The following is a 23,372-nucleotide window of genomic DNA, read 5'->3' as shown; positions in this document are numbered from 1 at the left end:
GAGAAAACCCATGAGACCGTTTTGGCTGGAGCAGGCCCTGCACACCGACACGTCTGAAACCTGTGCACCGCTGCAAGGCGAAGTGCGCACTGACGTGTGCATCGTCGGCGGCGGTTACACCGGGTTGTGGACAGCGATCATGCTCAAGCAGCAGAACCCGGAGCTCGATGTGTTGCTGATCGAGGCCGACATCTGCGGCGCTGGTGCCAGTGGGCGCAACGGTGGCTGCGCGTTGTCGTGGTCGGCCAAGTATTTCACCCTGGAGCGCCTGTTCGGCGTCGAGGAAGCAGTGCGCCTGGTCAAGGAATCTGAGCGCAGCATTCATGCCATCGGCGAGTTCTGCGAACAGTACGGCGTCGATGCCGATTACCGGCTCGACGGCACGCTGTACACCGCGACCAATCGTGCGCAGGTCGGCTCGACCGACGCAGTGATCGCGGCGCTGGAGCGCAATGGCATCAACTCGTTCAGCCAGCGCCCGCTCGCCGATGTGCAGCGCATGGCCGGTTCCGCCAAGCATCTGGAAGGCTGGTTCTCGCCGGCGGCGGCCAGTGTGCAACCGGGCAAACTGGTGCGCGGATTACGCCGTGTGGCCTTGCAGCTCGGCGTGAAGATCCATGAAAACACGGCGATGACCGGCCTTGAAGAGGGCCGCCCGGCGCGCATTCATACCGCCACCGGCAGGGTTGTCGCCGACCGCGTGGTGCTGGCGATGAATGCGTGGATGGCCCGCGCTTTCCCGCAGTTCGAACGCAGCGTGGCGATCGTTTCCAGCGACATGCTGATCACCGAGCCGCGCCCGGAACTGCTGCAGGAAATCGGCTTGACCAGTGGTGTCACCGTGCTCGATTCGCGGATCTTCGTGCACTACTACCACAACACCCCGGACGGCCGGATCATGCTTGGCAAGGGCGGTAACACGTTTGCCTTTGGTGGGCGAATGCTGCCGGTGTTCGATCAGCCGTCGCCGTACGCCGGATTACTCAAGCGCAGTCTCGGCGATTTTTTTCCGGCGTTTGCCGAGGTCAAAGTCGACGCGACCTGGAACGGTCCTTCGGATCGCTCGGTGACCGGCCTGCCGTTTTTCGGGCAGATGAGCAGCAGCGGCAATGTGTTCTACGGTTTCGGCTATTCCGGCAGCGGCGTTGGCCCGTGTCACATGGGCGGGCAGATTCTCGCGTCGCTGGTGCAAGGCCTGGATAACCCGTGGACGCGCTCGCCGCTGGTCAACGGCCCGCTGGGCTACTTTCCGCCGGAGCCGATCCGTTATCTGGGTTCGCTGATGGTGCGCAACGCCATCCGGCGCAAGGAGCGCGCTGAAGACCACGGTCGGCTGCCACGGCACCTGGACGTACGGCTGGCGAAATTCGCTGCGGCGGCGGGCAAGGCCGACAAAGCCTGACTCCCCCTCATGTAGGAGCGGCCGCAGGCTGCGATCTTTTGATCTTGTTTGTAAAAGACCAGATCAAAAGATCGCAGCCTGCGGCAGCTCCTACACGGGGTTTTTTAGTTGCGGTAGAGGAGCCAGTCGAGTAACTGGGGATTGTCTTGAGTGGGCGGTATTTGTTGCTGCGGCAGTTCGCCTTGCGTGCCCAGGCAGAGGATCGGTCGATCCGGATCGCTGTCGAGAAAACTCACCCACACCTCGCTGCCGGCACAGGGCAGTTCATTGGCGGCGATCCGTCCATTGGCGTTGGTCAGGGCAATTGGCAGCCATATTCCATCGTCGGCCTGCACCGTTGCGACAGACCACAGACTGACGTTGATCCGGCCCTGGTCATCGAGAGATGCCGGCTGCCCGGGCGTGCCGAGTACGCGCGCCAGGTGATAACCGGGGATCGCCGGTCGCGGCTGTTTGAGTGCCGGACGAAATTCCGTCGACCAGGGCAGGGCAACGAAATCGTTGTGGTAGCGGTAAACGCTGGGTGTCGGCTCGAGAATCGACGGCTGTTGCCCGTGATGGCGCATTTCGGTGATCAACCATTGTTCGTTGAAACTGTTGATCGGATGCTCCGCAACCTGGACCAATTGACCGCTGAGCAGGTCCACGCAATCGCTGCGGCCATGGATCGAGCGATATTCGCAGCGCTGACGTTGCAGATGACGACGGCTGCGTTGTTCGGCATAGCGATGTGGCTGGGACAGCGTTGTTGTCGGCCCCGTTATGCTCTGGTTCGCGGCATCCTCGCGCAGGTCTCGTTGCCCGCGATTGCGTACATGACGTTGCGGTGCGACTGGCACCGCGTCATGCCGCTGGAACAGCGTCGCGATGTGCGGCGAGGGCGCCTCGTCATCGAGGCTGAACGGCAGCAGCGTGGGCTCTTGCGGCAAACTCAGACTGTCGTCGGCGAACACCACGACATGCCCGTCCGGGCCATGTTCGAAGTGGTAATGAATGCCTTCTTCCTCGCACAAGCGGTGCAGCAGGGCCAGATCGCTTTCCTCATATTGAATGCAGAACTCGCGCTGGGGGTATTGGCCGACGATCACTTCCATTCGGTAACTGTCGACCGGCAGCGCGTTTTCCTCGAGTAACTGTTGGAGAATCTGCGGCACGCTCAAGTGCACAAAGACGCGGCGTTTTTGTGCTTGCGCGAGTTGTTGAAGGGAGGGCACCAGCACCACTCGATAGCCGACCCGATGCGCACCGCGATGTTCGCAACTGGCGCTGTCGATGCGCCCGTGAACCCCGTGATGATCACTCAGATGCAGGAATGCCGGTTGCTGCAACAGCGTGCCTGGCGTCATGGCCGGGCCGAGGCTGATCAGTTCGATGTCGAAGCGGTAGGGCTGGTTGAGCGCTTCCTCACCGCGAAAGCGCAACACCGGCATTTGCAATCCACTGTCGGTCAGGGTCAGCGTGAAGGGACTTTCCATGTCATTGAGCATTCGCACAGGCTCTGTCTGGCAATACGGCCCCAGAGGGTACGAAACCGCAGCGCCGAATGCTTATGGCAAAGCGGCTTTTCAGAATAGCCCTACACGCTCTGGCGAAAATGTCGATTCAGCATTACGATTTTTTTGGTCGATTGCCGACTTTAGGCCGTATAAACTTGGCGCCACGCGTCGGCCAATAGATGTCTCGGCGCCACAGATCAAGAGAGTGAGTAATGGGCGCACAGTGGAAGGTTAAACACAAAGAAGCGGCAGCCAACGCCAGGGGCAAAATCTTCGGCAAACTGGTGAAAGAAATCACCATTGCTGCACGCAACGGTGCCGATACCGCCACCAACGCACACTTGCGTCTGGTGGTCGAACAGGCCAAGAAAGCCTCGATGCCGAAAGAAACCCTTGATCGCGCGATCAAGAAAGGCGCGGGCCTGCTGGGTGAAGCGGTGCAATACCATCGCGTGACCTACGAAGGCTTCGCCCCGCATCAGGTGCCGCTGATCGTCGAGTGCGTGACCGACAACGTCAACCGCACCGTGGCGGAGATCCGCGTGGCGTTCCGCAAGGGCCAATTGGGCGCTTCCGGCTCCGTGGCCTGGGACTTCAACCACGTCGGCATGATCGAAGCCTCGCCGGACACCCCGGACGCCGATCCGGAAATGGCCGCGATCGAAGCCGGTGCCCAGGATTTTGAAGAAGGTGAAGACGGTGCGACGCTGTTCCTGACCGACCCGACTGACCTCGACGCCGTGCAGAAATCCCTGCCCGAGCAAGGCTTCACGGTCTTGTCGGCCAAGCTTGGCTACCAGCCGAAGAACCCGGTCAGCGGCCTGAGCGACGAGCAGATGGCTGAAGTTGAAGCGTTCCTCGAAGGCCTCGACAACCATGATGACGTGCAGGACATGTTCGTCGGTCTGGCTGGCTGATCTGTTTCGCCAGTGATGGCCTCATCGCGGGCAAGCCCGCTCCCACAGGTTTTTGCGCAGTTCACATATTTTGTGCACGACACGGACACTGTGGGAGCGGGCTTGCCCGCGATTGACCGCGCCGCGGTCACAGATTTTCAAGTTCGCGCAACACTTCACTGAACCCCGGTCGCGCCCGCACATCCGCCTGGCAGCAACACCGTTCCAGCGCTTCCCAATGTAAACGCCGCTCTGCACTCAACCCCGAGTCGATGCGCGCCAGCAATTCCCCCAGCAACACGCCAAACGCACGCACCTCGATGCGTTGCAGTGCCCGCGTCTGCGCGGTATCCGTCGTGGCATGGAACGACGCCCCGCCAAAGTCCCCCAGCAGGCAATCGCCCCGTTCGTTCAACAAAATGTTGTGCCCGTACAGGTCGCCGTGGGTGATGCCTTGCGCATGCAGATGCTCGGCTGCCGAGGCAATGCCCTTGGCAATGCGCAAGGCAACGTCGGCGGTAAAGCGCAGATCATCGGCGTACACATCCCGCGAACACGAGGCCAGGCTTGGCAATCCGGCGAGGTTGCGAAAACTCGGGTCAATCAGTTGCATCACCAGCCCTTGCTGGCCGTCGGGATGAGCGGTGATACGCCCTTCAACGCGGATCAGGTTCGGGTGCAGGCCGGCGGTGATGCAGGCGTTCATTTCGTGTAACGGCGAGCCGTCGCTGGTCATTTCACCTTTATACAACTTCACCGCGACCGGTTTCAGCGAGCCATCGGCGTGCTGCCAGTTCGCCCGGGAAATCACCCCGGAGGCGCCTTCGCCGAGTTTTTGCTCCAGGCGCAATGCCGACCAATCAATCAGCGGCGTGGCTTCCAGCGCGGCGGCGTCGGCTTCGGTTTCCAGCGGATTACCGGCGTAGGCCAGCCATGTCAGGCTCGGCAAGCTCAGCAGCCACTGCGGCAGTTCGCTGAACTGGTTGACCGAGATGCGCAGCAGTTCCAGTCGATGGCAGTCGCGCAGCGATTCAGGCAGAGCTTGCAGACAATTGCCCGACAGCATGAGTTTTTGCAGATAAGGGCGCTCGCCCAGTTCAGTCGGCAGGGTGTCAATGCGGTTGTCAGTGAGGATCAGCCAGCGCAGCAGCGGCGGCAGCGCGGCGCCGGGTACCTCGACGATGCGATTGGCCTTGAAGCCGATCATTGTCAGCGCCGCGCATTGGCCGAGGCAGGCTGGCAGCTCAGTGAAATGGTTGTCGGAACAGAACAGCACGCGCAGCCGAGTCAGGCGATGCAGATCGTCCGGCAGGCTACTGAGTTCATTGCCGCTGAGGTTAAGGATTTCGAGGGTGTCGGCCAGCTCGAAGATCTCGCGCGGAAACTCGGTCAGCCCGCAAGACAGATCCAGCCGCGTGATGCCCGACAACTCGCCGGCGCGCAGTTGAGCAAGGGTGTGCATGTCAGTGTTCACTTTTGAAAGGTGCAGAGACGCGAAGCGCTCGGAATGGGCGACATGATAACGGCAAAGCGGCGATTTGCGGCCAGATCAGATTTTTTCAGCGGGGGTGTCAGACAGAGGGGCAATAACCTGCAATTGTCCCAACCGGCTACGCGTGCGCCCGAGGTCGATCGCATCGCCGCCGAGGCTTTCGCAAAGCGACAGTCGACCCATCAGCGTCAGGTGTTTGTCCTGGTCGTAGAGCACGTCGATCAGATTGATGAAGCGTTGTTGCGCGGCAATCGAGCAGTCGCCCAGCAGTGGTAAATCGTCAATCACCCAGTGGTCGAAACGCCGACACAACTCCAGATAATCCATCACCGCGGTTGGCTGTTCACACAGATCAGCGAAAGTAAAAGCCACACGTCGGCCTTCAATCAGACGTGCACGAAAATGCCGGGTACCGACCGCCAGCGACAGCGGCGGAGCATCCTCAGTTGGCAGAGTCAGCGCCTGGCGCTGCGCCGGCGTGCCCGGCCACACATAATGGCCGTGGGTAAACACTTGATGTTCATGGTTGCGCGCCACACTGCGGTAATCATGCGGGCCGCCGACTTCCATCACCTGCATGCGCGTATTGATCAGTTCGATCACCGGTTTGAACCGCGCGTGATAGAGCGGGTTGGGCAACAGGCCTTCGGGTGCGTAGTTGGACGTCACCAACAGCAATATCCCGCGCTTGAACAGCGCTTTGAACAGCCGGGTGATGAGCATCGCATCGCCGATGTCATGCACATGAAACTCGTCGAAACACAGCACCTGACAGTCCTGTAACAGCTCGTCGAGGCTGGTTTCGAGGGCATCATCGCGCTCGCGATGGCGGAACATGCCCTGATGCAATTGCGCAAAGAACTGATGGAAATGCAGGCGGCGTTTGCGCGTGATCGGCAGAGCCTGAAAAAAGCCATCAAGCAGCCAGCTCTTGCCGCGCCCGACGGCGCCATACAAATACAGGCTCGGCGCTGTCTGTGGTGTGGCGCCGAGCAACAGGCTGGCCTGCTGTGCCATGCAATTGATTACCTGTTTTTGGCTGGCGCTGAGGGTGTAACCCTGCTCGTGGGCCTTGCTGCGGAAGTAATCGCGGATCGACTGCGCGCTGGCGTCATGCCCGGCGCTGGCGGCCATGCCCTTGCCGAACAAGCGGCGCAACGCCGGCCAGCGCTGGCTCAGTCGCGATCGGTCGGGCAGTCGGGCGGGCACTCTGGGTTACTCCGGGCAGGTCGAACCGGCTCCACTGAGCGCGGCGGGGTAGTGTAACCAGACGTTCAGCGGGGCGACCACCACGGAGCATCGAGAATGGGCGGTTACTGAACAATATTCTGCGGGCTGTACAGCTATTTTCAGCGACATGATTCGCCCTGTTGCCAACCTTTCGAAACATATCCCGGCCGTTCAGTGGATCCAATCGACTGGCGCAATCGCCGTCCGTTGCTAACCTGAAACACAGTAACGCCAACGCAAGCGATCCCTGACAAGGAATGGGGCAGTGAATGCACGAGTGGTCATGGGCCTGCTGGGAGTGTTTTGCGCACCGGCATACGCGGCGGATCTTCAGGTCGAAGTGCGCGTCGATGTGCAACGCGGCTGCCAATTGATCGGCCAGCAGCGCGAGGCCGGCATCGAGCAACTGGGTGTCCTCGATTTCGGCAGCACCGCGCGTCTCGACGACCCGGCCGGGCCATTGGCTGCAGCGCTGACCAATCAACGCTTGCCACGGCTGGAATGCAATCCGGACACGCCGTATCAAATGCGTGTCGATGGCGGTCTGCACGGTGGCGTCGGCGAGGTTCGCTACCTGGCCGGTACGGCTGACAGCAAGCCGATTCCGTATCGCCTGTATCAGGACGCCGCGCGGCGTGTGCCGCTGGTGGTGAATGTGCCGGTCAGCGGGCGCGTGCCGGACAGCGGCACGGTGGAGTTGCCGTTGTACGCACGGATCGAGCGTTTGACCGAGGTGCCGCGAGTCAGCCGTTATTCGGATCTGGTCAAGGTCACGGTCACCTGGTGATCGCGAGGTTTTACCGGCAACCCGGAAGTTTCGGGTTGTGCAGTCAAGACGTTCAATGATGAACGCAAGGGTTGGAGTCACCTGAAGGAGTAGGGACGGGCGCAATGACAGGCAAACACTGGATGGTCATGGCAGCAGGTACGCTGGCATTACTCGCCGACGACGCGCAGGCGGCTGTCAGCGGGCAGATCCACGCGCGGCTGATCCTGATTGCCGGCTGCGAAGTCACCAACTCCTCCAATCCCGCCAGCCCGGTGGGTGAGCTTGGCACACTTGATTTCGGTCTTCAGGGACCCACCTGGAATGCGCCGATCAAGGCCAGTCTCGACGGCGACAGCAGCGGCAAACTCAATGTCGCCTGCAATCCTTCGGTCACCGGCTTCACCGTCACTATCGACGGCGGCACCCACGGTGACGGCAATACCCGGCGCCTGAGCAATGGCCGCCAGACCATTCCCTATCAACTGTTCGTCGATCCCTCCGGCGCCCGGAGCTACAGCATCGGCCAACAACACAATTTCGCTGTCACCAGCGGTGCGCAGATACCCATTCCGGTATTTGGCTCAGTGGTGGCGAATACCCGCGCGGTTCCGGCTGGGGTCTATACCGACACCCTGACGGTGACGCTCGACTGGTAACCCCGTAGAGGACGGACACCATGCGTATGTTTGCATCAAGGATAGCTTTGCCGCTGCTCGGTCTGGCGCTGGTTTCCAGTGCCAACGCCGCCACCACGGTCACCGGCCAGATCACTTCCAGCCTGATCCTGATCAGCAGCTGTCAGGTCAACGGTGCCGGTGGTTCCACCGGGCTGAACTTCGGTGCATTGAGCTTCGGCACCGCCAACAGCCTGTTCACCACGGCCACCGGGCAAGTGCTCGGCGGTGGCGGCGGGGCGTTGTCGATTCTTTGCTCCAGCGGCACCACGCCGACGGTCAAGGTGCGCGCCGGTGCCAACGACGGCAAATCACCGGGTGGCACGCGCGCCCTGTTTGACGGCGTGGCCAATTATGTCCCGTACGACTTGTACACCGATGCCGGTCATTCGCAGCTGTTGGCGATCGACGGGACGATCAATCTCGCCGCGAGTACCGGTGTTGCGCAGACCGTGAATATCTACGGTCAGGCCGTGGGCAAGGCCGGTTTGCCGGCCGGCACGTACACCGACACCGTCGCTGTTGAACTGACGTTCTGATGCCATGCGCCGGCAGGGATGCGCCGCGCTGCTCCTGCTCTGTGCGGGCAGTGCACCGCTGCCGCTGACGGCGGCGACCAGTCAGAGTTTCCAGGTCAGCGCCACGGTCACGGCGGGATGCCTGGTGGTGGGCGGTGTGTCGAACTATGGCGGGCTGAATTTCGGCTCGCGTTCGGCATTGGCCACCGGCACCGTGCAGGTCGCGCTGACCGGTGGCGTGCAATTGCAATGCACGCCCGGGGTGACGCTGAACATGAGCGTCGATGGCGGTCAGTACAACAGCAGTGGCCGGCACATGCAGGTCAACAGCGGCAGTGCGCGGGTGGCGTATGCGCTGTTTCGCGATGCGGCATATAGCCAGAGCCTGGGCATCGGCCAGAGCGTGGCAGTGGCGTACAGCGATGCGAACAACATCAGCCTGCCGATTTACGGTCAGGTGCAACTACCGGGCAATCAGCCTGGGGGGACGTACAGCGACGTGTTGCAGGTGCAACTGTCGTGGTGAGGTGCAGTAGCCATTGCCGACAAGGAGCAGGTCTATGGGGTCATTCATGTCACGGCACGCGTTACTGCAAAGTGCGATGCTGGCGCTGCTCATGCTCGGAACAGGCCATGCCGGCGCCGCCAGTTCGGTGTTGATCTGGCCGATCGACCCGGTGCTCGAAGCCGATCAACAGGCCAGTGCACTGTGGCTCGAAAATCGCGGCAACGAGACCGCCAATCTGCAGATCCGCGTGTTTGGCTGGAGCCAGAACGGTTTCGAGGAGCAATACCAGAATCAGCGCGACGTGATCGGCAGCCCGCCGGTGGCGAAGATCGAACCGGGGCAAAAACAACTGGTGCGCCTGACCCGAACCAAAGAGGTGCCGCCGGGTCAGGAACTGGCCTACCGCATCATCATCGACGAAATCCCTTCCGCACAACCACCCTCTGCTGACGGCGGCAAGACCGCCGCAGCGATCCGCTTCCAGATGCGCTATTCGGTGCCGCTGTTTGCCTACGGCGCGGGACTGTGGAGCAAGGAAGACAGCACGCGTGCGCGAGATCCGAAGGGCATCGGTTTGCCACAATTGAGCTGGCGCACGGTGGCGGTCGATGGTCGGCCCTACGTCGAGGTGCGCAATCAGGGCGCGGTGCATGCACGGTTGACGGATGTCGCGATCAAACAGGGTGGGCAGAGCAAACCGCTGGCCGAAGGCTTGCTCGGTTATGTGCTGCCGGGCGCGGTGATGCGCTGGCCGGCGCCGGGTTCGCTGGCCGGGGATTCGGCGTTGCAGGTACGGGTCAATGGCGCGCCGCAGGTGCAGAGCATTACCCCGGCACGCTGATTGAGTGGTTGTGGGCCGACAAAGACTGAGAGCCAGACATAGCCGTATCAGGCCACCGCAGTATCAGGAGGATTCAGTCCATTGACGGACGTAAAACGTGTATGAGCCGAGGATGGGCTCGCCGTATTCAGCGTCCGCTGTGGCACATCACCGGCGCGTGTTGCCTGGTGTTCGTTCAACCCTCCGGGGCCGGCGAACTGCCGCCGCCACCCAGTGGCATGGAGGCGGTGAGTGATGCTCAGCTGTTTCTCGAACTGGTGGTCAACCAGATGAATACCGGACGGGTGGTGGCGGTGCAGCAGCGTGGCGGGAAGCTGCTCATACCGGTTACGGCGTTGCGCGAAACCGGCATGAAACTGCCCGACAACCTCGGCGCGGAAGTTGATCTCGACAGCCTGCCGGGCCTGCACAGCGACTACGACAGCGTCGGCCAGCGCCTGTTGCTGGATGTCCCGCCAGACTGGTTGCCCGAACAATTCATCGGTAATCGCCAGGCCTATCCACGCACTCCGGCGCTGAGCAGTTTCGGCGCGCTGTTCAACTACGATCTGTACCTCAACGACACCGACGATGCCGGCACGTATCTCGCCGCATGGAACGAGGTGCGCCTGTTCGATAGCTGGGGCACGCTGTCCAACACTGGGCAGTACCGGCGCACGCTGTCCGGTGATTCGCTCAACACCCTCGACAATGGCTACTTGCGCTACGACACCACGTGGCGCTACTCGGACGATGAGCGAATGCTCACCTACGAAGCCGGCGACGTGATCAGCGGTGCCTTGCCGTGGAGCAGTTCGGTGCGGCTGGGCGGTGTGCAATTCTCGCGCGATTTTGCCGTGCGCCCGGATCTGGTGACCTATCCGCTGCCGCAATTTGCCGGTGAAGCGGCGGTGCCGTCGTCAGTGGATCTGTTCATCAATGGCTACAAGTCCAGCAGTGCCGATCTTCAGCCCGGCCCTTATACCCTGACCAACATTCCGTTCATCAACGGTGCCGGTGAAGCCGTGGTGGTGACCACCGATGCACTCGGTCGACAGGTGTCGACCACCTTGCCGTTCTACGTCACCAGCAGTCTGCTGCAACAAGGCTTGAGTGATTTTTCCGTGGCTGCCGGTACGCTGCGCCGCGACTACGGCCTGAAGGATTTCAGTTACGGCACCGGCGTCACCTCCGGCAGCCTGCGTTATGGCGTCAGCGACAGCTTTACCCTCGAAAGCCATGCCGAAGCTTCGGATTCACTGACCCTCGGCGGCCTCGGTGGCAATCTGCGGCTGGGTAACTTCGGCGTACTCAACAGTGCGCTCAGCCAGAGCCGTTTCGACGGTGAAGTCGGTGAGCAACTGAGCCTCGGCTACCAGTACAGCAATCAGCGTTTCAGTTTTTCCTACCAACGCCTGCAACGCCATGATCAGTACGCCGACCTGACCGTGATCGACACTCCCTACATCAGCCTCAGCCGCCGCAGCGAACAAGCGACCCTGAGCCTCAATCTCGATCGTTGGGGCAGCCTCGGTGCGGGCTACTTCGATGTGCGCGCGGCGGACGATTCACGCACGCGACTGCTCAATCTGAGCTGGAGCAAACCGCTGTGGCGCAACAGCAGTTTCTATCTCTCGGCCAACCGCGAGATCGGCGACAGCAAATGGGCGGTGCAGGCGCAACTGGTGATTCCGTTCGACTTGCGCGGCAGCCTGGCGATCAGCAGCGAGCGCAGCAAGACCGGCCAGAGTCAGCAGCGGGTCAATTACAGTCGTGCGGTGCCCACCGAGGGCGGCGTCGGTTTCAATCTGGGTTACGCCAAGGGTGATGGCGCCGATTACCGTCAGGCCGACGTGACCTGGCGCCTGCAATCGGTGCAGTTGCAGGCTGGCGTCTACGGCACTTCCGACGCTGAAACCCGTTGGGCCGATGCCAGTGGTTCGCTGGTGTGGATGGATCGGCAAGTGTTCGCCGCCAATCGAATCGACGATGCGTTTGTGGTGGTCAGTACCGATGGTTTTGCCGATATTCCGGTGCGCTACGAGAACCAGCAGGTCGGCCAGACGGACAAGAATGGTCACCTGCTGGTGCCGTGGAGCAGCGCCTACTACCGTGGCAAGTACGAAATCGATCCGCTGAATCTGCCGCCGAATGTGCGCAGCCCCAACGTCGAACAACGCATCGCCGTGCGTCGCGGCAGTGGTTATCTGCTGGAATTCCCGCTGAGCCGGGTGATTGCCGCGAGCATCATCCTGGTCGATCCGCAGCAGCGCGAACTGGCGCTGGGCGCTGGCGTGCTGCATCAGGAGAGTGGCACGCGGACGGTGGTCGGTTGGGACGGGCTGGTCTATCTGGAAAACCTTCAGGCGCATAACACTTTGCAGGTGACGCTGGCTGACGGCAAAACCTGTCAGGCGCAATTCAGTGTCGACATGAACCAGAACCAGGTGCCGCTGATCGGGCCGTTGGTGTGTCAGTGAGCGTTGCACGGTTTTGCTTGTGGCTGGCATTGCTGATGCCGGGGGCGGCGCAGGCGTTGTGTTCGGTGGTCAGCACTACTCCGGCGGCATTCGGTACGCTCAGTTCGATTGCCGTGCGCACGGTTTCGCAGCCCAGCTCGACGCTCAATGGCGGGTTGAGTTGCACCGGTTCGCTGTTGTCACTGTTGACCAGCGGTGACCATTTCTGGGGCACGGTTTCCTCGACTCAAAGCGGTCTGGTCGGGCCGACTGGCGATGTCATCAGTTACACGGTCTACGCCAACAACAGCACCAGCTACCCGCTGACTCGCGGCACCGCCTATGATTTTGCCCGTAACGGCATCATCGATGCCTTGGGCCTGCTCAACGGCACGACGCCGAAAACCGTGCCGCTCTACCTCGGCACAACCATCGGCAGTAATGTCGCCGCCGGGGTGTATACCGAGACCCTGAGCATTTTCTGGAACTGGAATTACTGCTCGGGGATCGGCATCGGCGCCATCTGCCTAGGGCGCGATATCAACAGCGCAACCACCACGCTGACGGTGAACCTGACCGTGTCCAACGACTGCACGATTACCGCGCCGAACATTGCCTTCGGCAGCGCGCCGGTGGTCAGCGCCTTCACCCCGGTGACCGGGCTGACCATCAATCTGGCCTGCACCAAGGGCAGTGCCTACACGGTGGGTTTGAGTGATGGCCAGAATCCGCTGAGCGCCGGCGGGCGGCGGCGGATGATTTCCGGGAGCAATTACCTCGCCTACGACATTTTCAAAAGCGCCGGCACCACGCGCTGGGGCAGCGTCGGCGCGGCGCGGCGCGCGAGTACCGATGCCGAGGTCAATCCCGGCAACGGTTTGGGCACCGGCAGCCAGATCTTCAACTACAACGCAAAAATCTATACCGACCAGACCACACCACCGGCCGGCACATACCTGGACAATGTGGTGCTCGACGTCGGTTTTTGACCTGACTTCCTCCTGACCGGTCTCATCCCCTGCAGGCGCTGTCGAGTGCAACGAGGCTGCGATCTTTTGATCCTGTTTTTTACGATCAAGATCAAAGGATCGCAGCGTGCCGCAGCTCCTACAGGGGCGGTTCAGAATTGCAGTGAATGCTTGAGCTGTTGCGCCGCCGGCGAGTCGGTCGGGCTGACCATTGCGTAGTTGTAGCCGCCACCCGACCAGTACTCGGCTTGCAAATCGCCGTCACTGCGGGTGCCGCGCGGCAAAAAGGTGTTTTTCGGTCCCGGTGGGCGAACATAAAAGCTCACCTTGTGCCCGCTGCCATCCTCATACATCACCATCGCCGCCGGCCCTTCATCGGTGCTGAGCAAGCGTCCGCTGACCGGTTCGAACCCGGCGGCTTTCAGATCCGGCAAACGAGTGGCCCGAGTGAAATAACGATCGAGCCAGCGCTGCATGTCACCGTCACTGTCGACCTTGTAATCGGCCGGCAACATCCCTTGTTGGGCGATCAGCCGATAAGCCTGCAACGCGTCGGTCATCGGTAACAGGGAAGGGCGCACAAGCGTCATCTCGCGGGCCTGCCATCCGCTGAAACCGCCGACGCTGACCGCGATCATCAACACTGCCGCACTGGCCAGATGGCGACGTGCCTGGCGCTGACGGCGCTGGCGGATCAGTGCCGGCTCAAGTGCCGGATTGGCCGGTTGCTGCAAGGCACCGCCGAGCGCCGCGCGCAGTTGCTGGGCATCCTGTTGCCAGGCGCGCAGCTTTGCCGCCTGTTCCGGGTGACTGGCCAGCCAGGCTTCCAGCACACGCCGATCGGCGTCGCTGAGCTGGTGGTCGACGTAAGCATGCAAATCATGCTCGCTGGGAGGCAGGCTGATCATTTGAGTATCCGCAAAGAAGGGCTGCTGATTTCGCCGTCGCTGAGTTGGCGCAAGGCCTGGCGGGCGCGGGACAGGCGCGACATCACGGTGCCGATCGGGGCGCCGAGAATCTCGGCGACCTCTTTATAGGTGAGGCCTTCCACGGAAACCATCAGCAACAGCGCGCGCTGTTCGGTGGGCAAACGGTCGAAGGCCTGCAGGGTCGACTGGGCAATCACGGTGCGCTCTACCGAAGGCTCGGCATCGTCACGACCGGTGAAGAATTCGAGCATCCGCGCATAGCGCCGCGAGCGCCGGTGGGCATCGAGAAACTGCCGGTAGAGGATCGCAAACAGCCAGGCTCGCAAGTCGCCGTCGGCGCGTTTTGCGCCCCAATTCGACAGGGCGCGCTCCAGACAGCCCTGCACCAGATCGTCGGCGCTGCTGCTGTTGCGCGTTAACGACACGGCAAAGCGGCGCAATCTGGGAATGATTTCTCTCAACTGTTCGTCGAATTCGCTCATGAAATTCTGCTAGTCACTACGCTGTGGACTAGGGAGACGTCCGTCGCCGCAGGTTATTCCACGTTCGGAAAAATAAATACCGGCCTGTGGAATAAATCCGGATGCGGCGCGTCTTGCTGATTCTTCCTACTTGCGGCCGATGGCCCTGGAGTCGTTCATGGTTGATCGCTCATCCCCCAATGCAGCCCCGCCCGGCGGGCCGCAGCGCCCGCCATTGAGCGCCGCGAGCCTGATTTTGCGTCTGAGCGGCATTGCCGTGGTCGTCGCTGCCGTCGCCGGGGCATTTGCCTACGTGCACGGTAACTTCGACCCACAACGTCTGACGCCAAAAGCGCTGGTCGATGTGCTGGAGAAAAACAACGGCGTGCATCCCGGGTTTCGTCGTAACCATGCCAAAGGCGTGTGCGTGATCGGCCATTTCGAGAGCAGTGGCGAGGCGCGGGTGTTTTCTTCCGCGCAAGTGTTCAACGAACCGCGCACCCCGGTGGTCGGGCGATTCGCGTTGCCGGCGGGCAATCCTTATGCGCCGGACAGCGCCGTGCCGATTCGCAGTCTGGCGTTGCGTTTCACCCAGGCCAACGGGCAGCAATGGCGCACCGGGATGAACAGCATGCCGGTGTTCCCGGTCGGCACCCCCGAGGCGTTCTATCAGTTGCAGCAGGCGCAGTCGCCGGACCCGGCCACGGGCAAGCCTGATCCAGCGAAAGTGCCGGCGTTCTTCGCTTCACACCCCGAAGCTGTGCCGTTTCTGACTTGGGTGAAGACCGCCAAGCCGTCGGCCAGTTATGCCACGGAAACCTACAACAGCATCAACGCGTTTTATCTGGTGGACGCCAGTGGCAAAAAGCAGGCCGTGCGCTGGAGCATGACGCCCTTGGCTGAAGATGCTGCGGGTGCCACCGCACCTGAAGGCGGCGATTTTCTCGAGAAGGATCTGGTGCAAAAGCTCGCCGCGGCACCGCTGCGCTTTCAGTTGAACATCACCCTGGCCAATCCCGACGATCCGGTCAACGATGCCAGTAAAATCTGGCCCGCCGGGCGCAAAGTGCTGAACGCCGGCACGCTGGTGCTAGAGAAAACCCAGCCGCAACTCAGCGGTGAGTGCCGCGACATCAACTACGATCCGTTGGTCCTGCCCTCGGGGATTCAAGGGACGGACGATCCATTGCTTGCCGCGCGTTCTGCCGGTTACGCCGATTCCTACCTGCGTCGCACCAGCGAAGTCAGCCAGTTGCCCGCCGCCAAACAGGAGGCTCGTCCATGAGAACCCAACCGACTCATTTCGTCCTGTTGGCGCGTTTGCTGCACTGGCTGATGGCGGTGATGATTATCGCCATGCTGTTTATCGGCGCGGGTATGGTCACCTCGGTCTCGTCGCGACATGAATGGCTGATTCATCTGCACAAACCGTTGGGCATTGCGATTCTGGCGCTGGTGATCGTGCGCCTGCTGGTGCGTTTGACCACTCGCCAGCCTCCGCTGCCGGCGGATCTGCCGGGCTGGCAGGTGATGGCGGCCAAGGCTTCGCACCTGTTGTTGTATGCGTTGATGCTGGTGTTGCCGCTGCTTGGCTGGGCAATGATCAGTGCCTCGGGCGAGCCGGTCATGCTCAGCGCCTCGTTGCAGTTGCCGTCGTTTGTGCCGGCCGATGCGCAACTGTTTGCGTTGCTGCGCAAGGCTCACGGTTATCTGGCGTATCTGCTGTTCCTGACGGTGTTGCTGCATCTGGCGGCGGCGTTGTTTCACGGCTGGGTACGCCGTGACGAGGTGCTCGACAGCATGTTGCGCGGCCGCGATCGCCGTTAACCCGACGGGCTGGCGCATTGAGCAGGTGCGCCACTTTTCAGGGTTAGCCACCAATACCCCAGCGCGACGGCGTTGATGCCTGCACCCAGCAGGCACACGCCGTTCCAGCCCGCCCAGGCGTACATGGCGGTCGAGGCAATTGAACCGCCAGCGCTGCCGATCGAATAAAACAGCATGTAACCGGCGGTGAGGCGGCTTTGCGCCTCGGGGCGCACGCTGTAGATCATGCTTTGGCTGGTGACGTGCACCGCTTGCAGGCCCAGATCCAGAGTGATCACGCCAAGCAGCAAGGCCCACAGCGAGGATTGGGTCAGCGCGATGGGCAGCCACGACGCGAGCATCAGCAACAGCGAAAGCCCGCTGACCCACTGACCAAGCCCGCGATCGGCGAGATATCCGGCACGCGCGGCGGCCAGTGCGCCGACGGCACCCGCGAGGCCGAATAGACCGATTTCGCTGTGCGAAAGTGACAGCGGTGGGGCGGCCAACGGCAACACCATGGGCGTCCACAGCACCATGGCGCTGGCGAATGTCAGCAGAGCAAGTATCGCGCGTTGGCGCAGCAGCGCTTCCTGCCTGAACAGGCTGAATACCGAGGCGATCAACGCTCCATAAGTGGTGGTTGGCTGCGGTTGTTCATCCTTGGGCAATACGCTGAACAGCAGCAATGCCATCAGCAAAGTCAGCCCGGCCGAGAGCAAGTAGATCGCCTGCCAACCGGCCACATCAGCCATTGCTCCGGCGGCCGTGCGCGCCAGCAAGATGCCGACGACGATCCCGCTGGTCACCACGCCGACCACCCGACCGCGTTGCGCCGGGTCGGCCAGCGTTGCTGCATAAGCCACCAGCACTTGCGTCACCACGGCGAGCAAGCCGGTCAGTGTCATGCCCAGCAGCAGCCAGGCGCTGTTCGGTGCCCAGGCGATCATCAGCAACGCCACGACCGAGAGCAGGCTTTGCGTAACGATCAGTCGGCGCCGGTTAAGCAGATCCCCGAGCGGCACCAGCAGCACCAAACCAATGCCGTAACCCACCTGCGTCAAGGTGATGACGATGCCGATACCGGCCGGCGACATCGCAAAAGCCTCGGCCATGGCGTCCAGCAGAGGCTGCGCGTAATAGACGTTGCCCACCGCCAAGCCACACGCCACGGCGAAGAGCAGCACCACGCTGCTGTTTAACGATTGATGTTGCATGCCCGGCGTCCTTTTTAGGTTTTAAAATAAAACCAGATTGACGGTACGGGTTGTGGTTTAAATTTGCAACCTGATTGCACGGGCCCCTGAATTGCACAAAGCAAAAGATCGCAGACAAGCTGCGATCTTTTGGTGTGGAGGGAGGAGGGGATCAGCGCAGGGTATCGACCATGTCAGCGATGGTGGTCAGCACGTCCTTGCCCAATTGTTTCGAGCGTTTGCCTGACCAGCCGGTTTCTTTATCAGGATGGTCGTCGTGATCCTTGAACGGCATTTCCAGGGTCAGCGCCAGGCAGTCGTACTTCTGGCCAACGCTGTTGCAGGCCAGGGTCATGTTGGCCTGACCCGGTTCGTCGCGGGTGTAGCCGTATTTGGTCTGGAAGTCTTTGGTGGTGTGTTTCAAGTGGCTGCGGAAATGCTCTTCGAGTTTCTCCAGCCGCGGTGTGTAACCCGGATTGCCTTCGCAACCGGCAGTGAAGACGTGGGGGATTTCTTCGTCGCCGTGTACGTCGAGGAACAGATCGACGCCGTACTTTTCCATTTGCTGCTGTACGAAAAGTACCTCAGGGCTGACTTCCTGACTGGCGCTTTGCCAGGCGCGGTTCAAGTCCTGGCCCATCGCATTGGTGCGCAGGTGACCATGGAAAGCGCCGTCCGGGTTCATGTTCGGCACCAGATACAGATCGGCACTGGCCAGGAGTTTGTTGAGTACCGGGTCGTCGTGTTTTTCCAGACGCTCGATCACGCCTTCCATGAACCATTCGGCCATGTGTTCGCCCGGATGCTGTTGGGCGATGATCCAGACCTTACGCTGACCTTCGGCACCGCTGCCTTTGCGCAACAGCTGAATGTCGCGGCCCTCGACGCTTTTACCGGTGGCCAGCAGTTCGGTGCCGGCCTTGCTCAGTGCCTGCTCGATCAGCCAGTCATGGCGACCACGGCTGTAGGGTTCGAAGTAGGCAAACCAGGCGTGGGTCTGCGTGGCTTCGAGACTAAAACGCAGGCAGTCGCCTTCGAAAATCGTCGGTACACGGAACCAGTTGACGTGATCGTAGGAGGCCACGGCTTGATAACCGGTCCAGGCTTTGTTGTAGGAGGACTGACTGGCATTGTTCAGGCGAAACCAGTGTTCCTGGCCGACATGCAAGCCGCTGGCCTTGAAGTGGAACCACTGGAAATGGGCGCTGCGCGTGTCCGGGCGAATGGCCAGAACCGGGCTGAGCGGGTTACTGATATCAATGACTTGGATGTTGCCGCTGTCAAAATTGGCGCTGATGTCGAACGAAGATTTAGCCACGGTCATATCGGTTCCTGATCAGGATTGTTATGGCCGATACTTTACACAAGATTGGGCTGAAACCGAGGGGAATTGCGGGGTTGTGGCGGGGGGCGTCCTCCATGACGCGGATGCAGCTTAGTGGCTGTGCGATTGATTCTCAAGTGCTATTTATCATTAGTTTGCCCCAATGTGGCCGGGCTCGGCTTGCCAACCGATATTCTTTTGATATTATCCGCGCCATCGAATTTGCAGCACCTTAAGACTTCATTAGCCTGAAGCCATAAGCCCGAAAAACGGGCAAAAAAAGACCCGGCAAAAAGCCGGGTCAAAAACCGTGATTAGCCTGATGAGGAGATAGTCCAGAAGACCGACCTAAGGTCTCTGGTCCATCGACTGATCTCGCGACCAGTTGCTTGCAATAATAATCATTATCATTTGCAAGTCAAATGTTTTTATCTGCGCGATGGGGAAATTCTTTCCCGTCCGTCCTTATTGTTGTTCCTCAGATTTCTTCGCCGTCGATCGAATGGTCGACCATCGCCCGCGCCATATCCACCATATGCACCACCGAAAATGCCAGATCGCGACTAGCGCCCTGCAGGTTTTCTGCGGCCTTGCACGCAGTGGCGGCTGCGCAGCGCAACAGATCCGACGCGTGCACGAGGGCTTCTTCGCCGCTGACATGACGATTGACGTCGAAGAAACGCTCATCAACCTCAGGTTCTGACACAGCTGGTTTCAAGTAATAGTCCAGTGCTCGCTGGGCCGCGGCATTACCTTGGGGCGAGGTGAATGTGGTGTCCATTTGCAGCTCGGGCAAGTCTTTGCTGGTGATATCCATGATGAGTGGTCACTCCTTGTTTGATTGAAAATCCGTGCTTGCAGCATAGTACGATGCGTAGTTGTGACCAGAATTTAAATACTACAATATGTGTTTTGCCGGCCAAAGGCGTCCGGGTAAGGTGCCGCACATGGATAAATGGATTGAGTTGGTCAAGGCCAAGATGAGTGAACTCAAAATCACTCAAACAGAGCTCGGAGAGCGCGTCGGCATGTCCCAAGGCGGGATCGGCCATTGGCTGAACAAACGTCGCGAACCCGGTGTCACGGAAATGAACCGCGTCTTGCAGGCGCTGGGCATGGATTTCCTTGAAGTGGTGCTGGTGATCCGTGAGCCGCCGCTGACACCCGACGACGAAATGCCGCTGGCGCAGAAGTACAACCCGTACTTCCGCTACCCGGTCAGCAATTGGCACACGCCGTGCGAAGTGCGCGAGAGCGGGCAGCCTGCCTACACTCCGGCAACCGATAAACAGCGTTTTGAACTGACGGATTACCACGCCCGAGGCGCGGCGTTCTGGCTGACAGTCACGGGCAATTCGATGACGGCGCCAAGTGGCCAGAGCATCGCCGAAGGCATGCTGATTCTGGTCGATCCGGAAGTGGAGGCAGTGCCCGGCAAACTGGTTATCGCCCAGTGGCAGGACAGCGAGGAAGCGATATTTCGCAAGCTCGACGAAGAGGGCGGCCAGCGTTACCTGGTGCCGCTCAATCCGACCTGGCCGAAAACCCTGTTCACCGATGAGTGTCGAATCATCGGTGTTGTGATGCAGGCAACGGCGCGTTACTAGTCAGATCGATCCTCGTCAGGCGCAGGATCGATCCTCACATCACACAGCTTCCAATTCAACCAAAGCGCTGCCTTCGCTAACCATTTCGCCTTCCTGGCAATACAGCGCTTTGATCACCCCGGCGTGGGGCGCGCGGATACTGTGTTCCATCTTCATCGCTTCCAGTACCACCAGTTGCGCGCCGGCCTCGACCGTTTGGCCGGCCTCGACCAGCACCCGAACGATGCTGCCATTCATCGGTGCAGTCAGACCGCCCTGGTGACTGTGGCTGGCTTCGACGGCGCTAATCGGGTCGTATGTGGCGATCCGGCGCAACTCACCTTCCCACTGTAGATACAACGAATCACCCTGACGAATCGCCCGCAGAGAGCGACGCACACCGTTCTGTTCGACAACAAACTGCTCGCCGGACAATGTGCCAGTGCTTCCCGCAGCCAACGTCAGCGCCCGATCCTGTCCTTCGCAACTCAGGTGCAAGGTGATTTCCGGTGGCAGCCCCGCGCGTAATCCGCTACTCGCTGCCCACGGTGAATTCGGGTCGTCTGCCCGCGCACCTTTCGGCAAACTCTGGGCAAACGCCTGGCCCGCCGCCTGCCAGAAGGCATCGCTCAACTCACCCGGAGCGGGGAGCAATTGCTCCTGATAACGCGGAATGAACCCGGTATCCAGCTCCGCTGCCGCAAACGCCGGATGCGCGATAATCCGCCGCAGAAAGTTGATGTTGGTTTTCAGCCCACCAATCGCGAACGCGTCGAGCATGCTCAACAGGCGCAGGCGTGCCTGTTCACGATCCTCACCCCAGGCTATCAACTTGCCGAGCATCGGGTCGTAGAACGGCGAAATTTCATCGCCTTCTTCGACCCCGCTATCGACCCGACGCCCCGGCCCTTCAGCCGACTCGCGATACAAGTCCAGACGTCCGGCGGCTGGCAGAAAATCATTCGACGGATCTTCGGCATACAAGCGCACTTCAATCGCATGGCCAATCAGCGGCACTTGTTCCTGAGTGATCGGCAGCGCTTCGCCACGGGCCACACGGATCTGCCAGGCAACCAGATCGAGACCGGTGATGGCCTCGGTCACCGGGTGCTCGACCTGCAAGCGGGTGTTCATCTCCATGAAGAAGAATTCGCCCCGGGCGTCGAGCAGAAACTCCACGGTACCCGCGCCGACATAACCGATCGCCTGCGCCGAACGCACGGCGGCTTCGCCCATCGCGCGACGCAACTCCACCGACAAACCCGGAGCCGGAGCTTCCTCGACGACTTTTTGATGCCGACGCTGGATCGAGCAATCACGTTCGTTGAGGTACAGACAATGGCCATGCTGGTCGGCGAACACCTGGATTTCCACGTGACGCGGCTTGAGCAGGTATTTCTCTACCAGCATGCGCGAATCGCCGAACGATGATTGCGCTTCCCGCTGCGCCGAGGCGAGGGCTTCGGCCAGTTGGCTGACCTCCTCGACGACTTTCATGCCTTTGCCTCCGCCGCCGGCAGTCGCCTTGAGCAACACCGGATAACCGATGCGCTCGCAGGCAGCGCGGAAGGTCTCCAGATCCTGCGCTTCGCCGTGATAGCCCGGCACCAGCGGCACGCCGGCGGTTTCCATCAGGGCTTTGGCGGCGGACTTGCTGCCCATCGCGTCAATGGCCGAAGCGGGTGGGCCGAGGAAGATCAGCCCGGCCGCTTCGATGGCGCGCGCGAATCCGGCGTTCTCCGACAGAAAACCATAACCCGGGTGAATTGCCTGCGCGCCGCTGGCCTTGGCTGCCGCGATCAATTTGTCGATTTGCAGGTAACTCTCGGCCGCTTTGCTGCCGCCCAGATCAACACGAATATCCGCTTCACGACTGTGCCGCGCGTCGCGGTCAGTGGCGCTGTGCACGGCGACAGTGGTCAGGCCCAGCGCTTTCGCGGTGCGCATCACGCGGCAAGCGATTTCGCCACGGTTGGCCACCAGCAAGGTGGTGAGAACAGGTGCGCTCATCAACGCGACTCCTTGGTGGTGGGTGCGGCTTGCCAGCTCGGCGGACGTTTTTGCAGAAAGGCGCGCAAGCCTTCCTGACCTTCAGGACTGACGCGGATGCGCGCGATGGCGTTTTCGGTGTAGCGGCGCAGCGCCGGTGTCAGTGCGCCGTTGCCGACTTCACGCAACAAGTCTTTGCTGGAGCGCATGGCGGCGGGGCTGTTGAGCAGCAGATTGTTGATCCATTGTTCGACTTGCTCATCCAGTTCGGCAGGCGGATAGCTGTCTGACAACAAACCGATTTCGCGTGCGCGCTGACCGCCAAAACGTTCAGCGGTCAGTGCATAACGCCGCGCTGCGCGTTCGCCAATGGCTTGCACCACGAACGGACTGATCACCGCTGGCGCCAGACCAATGCGCACTTCCGACAGGCAGAATTGCGCGTCATCGGCGCCAATCGCCATGTCGCAGCAACTGATCAGCCCCAGCGCGCCACCGAACGCTGCGCCTTGCACCACGGCCACGGTGGGGATTTTCAGTTTGGCGAGGTTGTACATCAGCTCGGCCAGTTCGCGGGCGTCGTCGAGGTTGGTGTGGTAATCGAGTTCGGCCGACTGCTGCATCCACGCCAGATCGGCGCCGGCGCTGAAGTGCTTGCCGCGCCCGCGCACCAGCAGGAAACGCAGGCTGGCGTCGCTGGCAACCTGGTCGAGGGCGAGGATCAGTTCGCGGATCATCTCGGCGTTGAATGCGTTGTTCTTTTCCGCGCGGTTGAGCCACAGCGTCGCGAAACCCCGTGGGTCGCTGTGCAGTTCGAGAGTGTTGAAGTCGCTCATGAGATTCTCCCGA

At 61.0% G+C, this 23,372-nt stretch carries 22 protein-coding genes; 12 read left to right on the top strand and 10 right to left on the bottom strand.

Annotated elements, in window-relative coordinates; genetic code table 11:
• Positions 1–10: 10 nt before the first annotated feature.
• Positions 11–1,402, top strand: coding sequence for an FAD-dependent oxidoreductase (locus QOL84_RS08930; protein ID WP_283436970.1), 1,392 nt, complete (start codon positions 11–13; stop codon positions 1,400–1,402).
• 104 nt (positions 1,403–1,506) lie between these two features.
• Here QOL84_RS08930 and QOL84_RS08925 read toward each other — a convergent pair whose 3' ends face one another.
• Complete coding sequence (locus QOL84_RS08925; RefSeq protein WP_283436969.1) at positions 1,507–2,889, bottom strand: type VI secretion system Vgr family protein; 1,383 nt, start codon at positions 2,887–2,889, stop codon at positions 1,507–1,509.
• Positions 2,890–3,110: 221 nt separating this feature from the next.
• Between QOL84_RS08925 and QOL84_RS08920 the strand changes: the two genes are divergently transcribed.
• On the top strand, positions 3,111–3,815 hold the full coding sequence (locus QOL84_RS08920) for a YebC/PmpR family DNA-binding transcriptional regulator (protein WP_129392049.1): 705 nt from the start codon (positions 3,111–3,113) through the stop codon (positions 3,813–3,815).
• A gap of 127 nt (positions 3,816–3,942) precedes the next feature.
• On the opposite strand, the gene QOL84_RS08915 is transcribed toward QOL84_RS08920, so the two are convergent.
• Positions 3,943–5,256 (bottom strand): leucine-rich repeat-containing protein kinase family protein, encoded by a 1,314-nt coding sequence (locus QOL84_RS08915; protein ID WP_283436968.1) that lies wholly within the window; start codon positions 5,254–5,256, stop codon positions 3,943–3,945.
• Positions 5,257–5,343: 87 nt separating this feature from the next.
• Positions 5,344–6,495 carry a cell division protein ZapE gene (zapE, locus tag QOL84_RS08910; RefSeq protein ID WP_283436967.1) on the bottom strand — a complete coding sequence of 384 codons (1,152 nt, stop codon included), beginning with the start codon at positions 6,493–6,495 and terminating at the stop codon, positions 5,344–5,346.
• 286 nt (positions 6,496–6,781) lie between these two features.
• On the opposite strand from zapE, the gene QOL84_RS08905 reads away from it, so the two are divergent.
• The 7 genes from QOL84_RS08905 to QOL84_RS08875 all read left to right on the top strand — a co-directional run bounded on the left by QOL84_RS08905 (position 6,782) and on the right by QOL84_RS08875 (position 13,253).
• Positions 6,782–7,303 (top strand): Csu type fimbrial protein, encoded by a 522-nt coding sequence (locus tag QOL84_RS08905; protein ID WP_283436966.1) that lies wholly within the window; start codon positions 6,782–6,784, stop codon positions 7,301–7,303.
• A gap of 104 nt (positions 7,304–7,407) precedes the next feature.
• Positions 7,408–7,941 carry a Csu type fimbrial protein gene (locus QOL84_RS08900; RefSeq protein ID WP_129392059.1) on the top strand — a complete coding sequence of 178 codons (534 nt, stop codon included), beginning with the start codon at positions 7,408–7,410 and terminating at the stop codon, positions 7,939–7,941.
• Positions 7,942–7,961: 20 nt separating this feature from the next.
• Positions 7,962–8,498, top strand: a complete 537-nt coding sequence (locus tag QOL84_RS08895; RefSeq protein ID WP_129392063.1) for a Csu type fimbrial protein — start codon at positions 7,962–7,964, stop codon at positions 8,496–8,498.
• A 4-nt stretch (positions 8,499–8,502) separates the two neighbouring features.
• Positions 8,503–9,003: a Csu type fimbrial protein gene (locus QOL84_RS08890; protein WP_283436965.1), complete on the top strand. Its 501-nt coding sequence runs from the start codon at positions 8,503–8,505 to the stop codon at positions 9,001–9,003.
• A 34-nt stretch (positions 9,004–9,037) separates the two neighbouring features.
• Positions 9,038–9,826: a fimbrial biogenesis chaperone gene (locus QOL84_RS08885; protein ID WP_283436964.1), complete on the top strand. Its 789-nt coding sequence runs from the start codon at positions 9,038–9,040 to the stop codon at positions 9,824–9,826.
• 101 nt (positions 9,827–9,927) lie between these two features.
• Entirely contained in the window at positions 9,928–12,285 is a 2,358-nt protein-coding gene (locus QOL84_RS08880) for a fimbria/pilus outer membrane usher protein (protein WP_283436963.1), read from the top strand.
• A gap of 35 nt (positions 12,286–12,320) precedes the next feature.
• Positions 12,321–13,253, top strand: a complete 933-nt coding sequence (locus tag QOL84_RS08875) for a Csu type fimbrial protein (protein ID WP_372238477.1) — start codon at positions 12,321–12,323, stop codon at positions 13,251–13,253.
• 131 nt (positions 13,254–13,384) lie between these two features.
• Here the strand turns inward: QOL84_RS08875 and QOL84_RS08870 are convergent, their stop codons facing one another.
• Positions 13,385–14,140 carry an anti-sigma factor family protein gene (locus tag QOL84_RS08870; protein WP_283436962.1) on the bottom strand — a complete coding sequence of 252 codons (756 nt, stop codon included), beginning with the start codon at positions 14,138–14,140 and terminating at the stop codon, positions 13,385–13,387.
• A complete protein-coding gene (locus tag QOL84_RS08865) occupies positions 14,137–14,643 on the bottom strand; it encodes a sigma-70 family RNA polymerase sigma factor (RefSeq protein ID WP_283436961.1) in 507 nt (168 codons plus the stop codon). The genes QOL84_RS08870 and QOL84_RS08865 overlap by 4 nt, the downstream gene beginning before the upstream one ends.
• A gap of 157 nt (positions 14,644–14,800) precedes the next feature.
• On the opposite strand from QOL84_RS08865, the gene QOL84_RS08860 reads away from it, so the two are divergent.
• Positions 14,801–15,907 (top strand): catalase family peroxidase, encoded by a 1,107-nt coding sequence (locus QOL84_RS08860; RefSeq protein ID WP_283436960.1) that lies wholly within the window; start codon positions 14,801–14,803, stop codon positions 15,905–15,907.
• A complete protein-coding gene (locus QOL84_RS08855) occupies positions 15,904–16,449 on the top strand; it encodes a cytochrome b (protein WP_283436959.1) in 546 nt (181 codons plus the stop codon). Before QOL84_RS08860 ends, QOL84_RS08855 begins: the two co-directional genes overlap by 4 nt.
• Here the strand turns inward: QOL84_RS08855 and QOL84_RS08850 are convergent.
• The 3 genes from QOL84_RS08850 to QOL84_RS08840 all read right to left on the bottom strand — a co-directional run bounded on the left by QOL84_RS08850 (position 16,446) and on the right by QOL84_RS08840 (position 19,765).
• Complete coding sequence (locus tag QOL84_RS08850) at positions 16,446–17,645, bottom strand: MFS transporter (RefSeq protein ID WP_283436958.1); 1,200 nt, start codon at positions 17,643–17,645, stop codon at positions 16,446–16,448. The two genes, QOL84_RS08855 and QOL84_RS08850, sit on opposite strands and share 4 nt — an antisense overlap.
• Positions 17,646–17,796: 151 nt before the next feature.
• Positions 17,797–18,948 carry a M14 family metallopeptidase gene (locus QOL84_RS08845; RefSeq protein ID WP_283436957.1) on the bottom strand — a complete coding sequence of 384 codons (1,152 nt, stop codon included), beginning with the start codon at positions 18,946–18,948 and terminating at the stop codon, positions 17,797–17,799.
• A 478-nt stretch (positions 18,949–19,426) separates the two neighbouring features.
• A complete protein-coding gene (locus QOL84_RS08840) occupies positions 19,427–19,765 on the bottom strand; it encodes a DUF6124 family protein (RefSeq protein ID WP_283436956.1) in 339 nt (112 codons plus the stop codon).
• A gap of 130 nt (positions 19,766–19,895) precedes the next feature.
• Between QOL84_RS08840 and QOL84_RS08835 the strand changes: the two genes are divergently transcribed.
• A complete protein-coding gene (locus QOL84_RS08835) occupies positions 19,896–20,555 on the top strand; it encodes a LexA family protein (protein WP_283436955.1) in 660 nt (219 codons plus the stop codon).
• Positions 20,556–20,594: 39 nt separating this feature from the next.
• Here QOL84_RS08835 and QOL84_RS08830 read toward each other — a convergent pair whose 3' ends face one another.
• Entirely contained in the window at positions 20,595–22,544 is a 1,950-nt protein-coding gene (locus QOL84_RS08830) for an acetyl/propionyl/methylcrotonyl-CoA carboxylase subunit alpha (RefSeq protein ID WP_283436954.1), read from the bottom strand.
• A complete protein-coding gene (locus tag QOL84_RS08825) occupies positions 22,544–23,359 on the bottom strand; it encodes a gamma-carboxygeranoyl-CoA hydratase (protein WP_283436953.1) in 816 nt (271 codons plus the stop codon). The genes QOL84_RS08830 and QOL84_RS08825 overlap by 1 nt, the downstream gene beginning before the upstream one ends.
• Positions 23,360–23,372: the final 13 nt, after the last annotated feature.

Source organism: Pseudomonas helmanticensis (assembly GCF_900182985.1).
Lineage (GTDB): Bacteria > Pseudomonadota > Gammaproteobacteria > Pseudomonadales > Pseudomonadaceae > Aquipseudomonas > Aquipseudomonas helmanticensis.
The sequence above is the reverse complement of the archived record's forward strand: the minus strand, read 5'-3'. Positions and strand labels throughout refer to the sequence as shown.

What these genes read in the sequence shown, in the direction of transcription:
- QOL84_RS08880 (WP_283436963.1), top strand. Translation starts at nt 9,928, where the DNA reads ATGAGCCGAGGATGGGCTCGCCGTATTCAGCGTCCGCTGTGGCACATC.
- QOL84_RS08830 (WP_283436954.1), bottom strand. Translation starts at nt 22,544, where the DNA reads ATGAGCGCACCTGTTCTCACCACCTTGCTGGTGGCCAACCGTGGCGAA.
- QOL84_RS08900 (WP_129392059.1), top strand. Translation starts at nt 7,408, where the DNA reads ATGACAGGCAAACACTGGATGGTCATGGCAGCAGGTACGCTGGCATTA.
- QOL84_RS08870 (WP_283436962.1), bottom strand. Translation starts at nt 14,140, where the DNA reads ATGATCAGCCTGCCTCCCAGCGAGCATGATTTGCATGCTTACGTCGAC.
- QOL84_RS08850 (WP_283436958.1), bottom strand. Translation starts at nt 17,645, where the DNA reads ATGCAACATCAATCGTTAAACAGCAGCGTGGTGCTGCTCTTCGCCGTG.
- QOL84_RS08835 (WP_283436955.1), top strand. Translation starts at nt 19,896, where the DNA reads ATGGATAAATGGATTGAGTTGGTCAAGGCCAAGATGAGTGAACTCAAA.
- QOL84_RS08845 (WP_283436957.1), bottom strand. Translation starts at nt 18,948, where the DNA reads ATGACCGTGGCTAAATCTTCGTTCGACATCAGCGCCAATTTTGACAGC.
- QOL84_RS08875 (WP_372238477.1), top strand. Translation starts at nt 12,321, where the DNA reads ATGCCGGGGGCGGCGCAGGCGTTGTGTTCGGTGGTCAGCACTACTCCG.
- QOL84_RS08860 (WP_283436960.1), top strand. Translation starts at nt 14,801, where the DNA reads ATGGTTGATCGCTCATCCCCCAATGCAGCCCCGCCCGGCGGGCCGCAG.
- QOL84_RS08915 (WP_283436968.1), bottom strand. Translation starts at nt 5,256, where the DNA reads ATGCACACCCTTGCTCAACTGCGCGCCGGCGAGTTGTCGGGCATCACG.
- QOL84_RS08855 (WP_283436959.1), top strand. Translation starts at nt 15,904, where the DNA reads ATGAGAACCCAACCGACTCATTTCGTCCTGTTGGCGCGTTTGCTGCAC.
- QOL84_RS08890 (WP_283436965.1), top strand. Translation starts at nt 8,503, where the DNA reads ATGCGCCGGCAGGGATGCGCCGCGCTGCTCCTGCTCTGTGCGGGCAGT.
- QOL84_RS08825 (WP_283436953.1), bottom strand. Translation starts at nt 23,359, where the DNA reads ATGAGCGACTTCAACACTCTCGAACTGCACAGCGACCCACGGGGTTTC.
- QOL84_RS08920 (WP_129392049.1), top strand. Translation starts at nt 3,111, where the DNA reads ATGGGCGCACAGTGGAAGGTTAAACACAAAGAAGCGGCAGCCAACGCC.
- QOL84_RS08895 (WP_129392063.1), top strand. Translation starts at nt 7,962, where the DNA reads ATGCGTATGTTTGCATCAAGGATAGCTTTGCCGCTGCTCGGTCTGGCG.
- QOL84_RS08930 (WP_283436970.1), top strand. Translation starts at nt 11, where the DNA reads ATGAGACCGTTTTGGCTGGAGCAGGCCCTGCACACCGACACGTCTGAA.
- QOL84_RS08885 (WP_283436964.1), top strand. Translation starts at nt 9,038, where the DNA reads ATGGGGTCATTCATGTCACGGCACGCGTTACTGCAAAGTGCGATGCTG.
- QOL84_RS08925 (WP_283436969.1), bottom strand. Translation starts at nt 2,889, where the DNA reads ATGCTCAATGACATGGAAAGTCCCTTCACGCTGACCCTGACCGACAGT.
- QOL84_RS08840 (WP_283436956.1), bottom strand. Translation starts at nt 19,765, where the DNA reads ATGGATATCACCAGCAAAGACTTGCCCGAGCTGCAAATGGACACCACA.
- QOL84_RS08865 (WP_283436961.1), bottom strand. Translation starts at nt 14,643, where the DNA reads ATGAGCGAATTCGACGAACAGTTGAGAGAAATCATTCCCAGATTGCGC.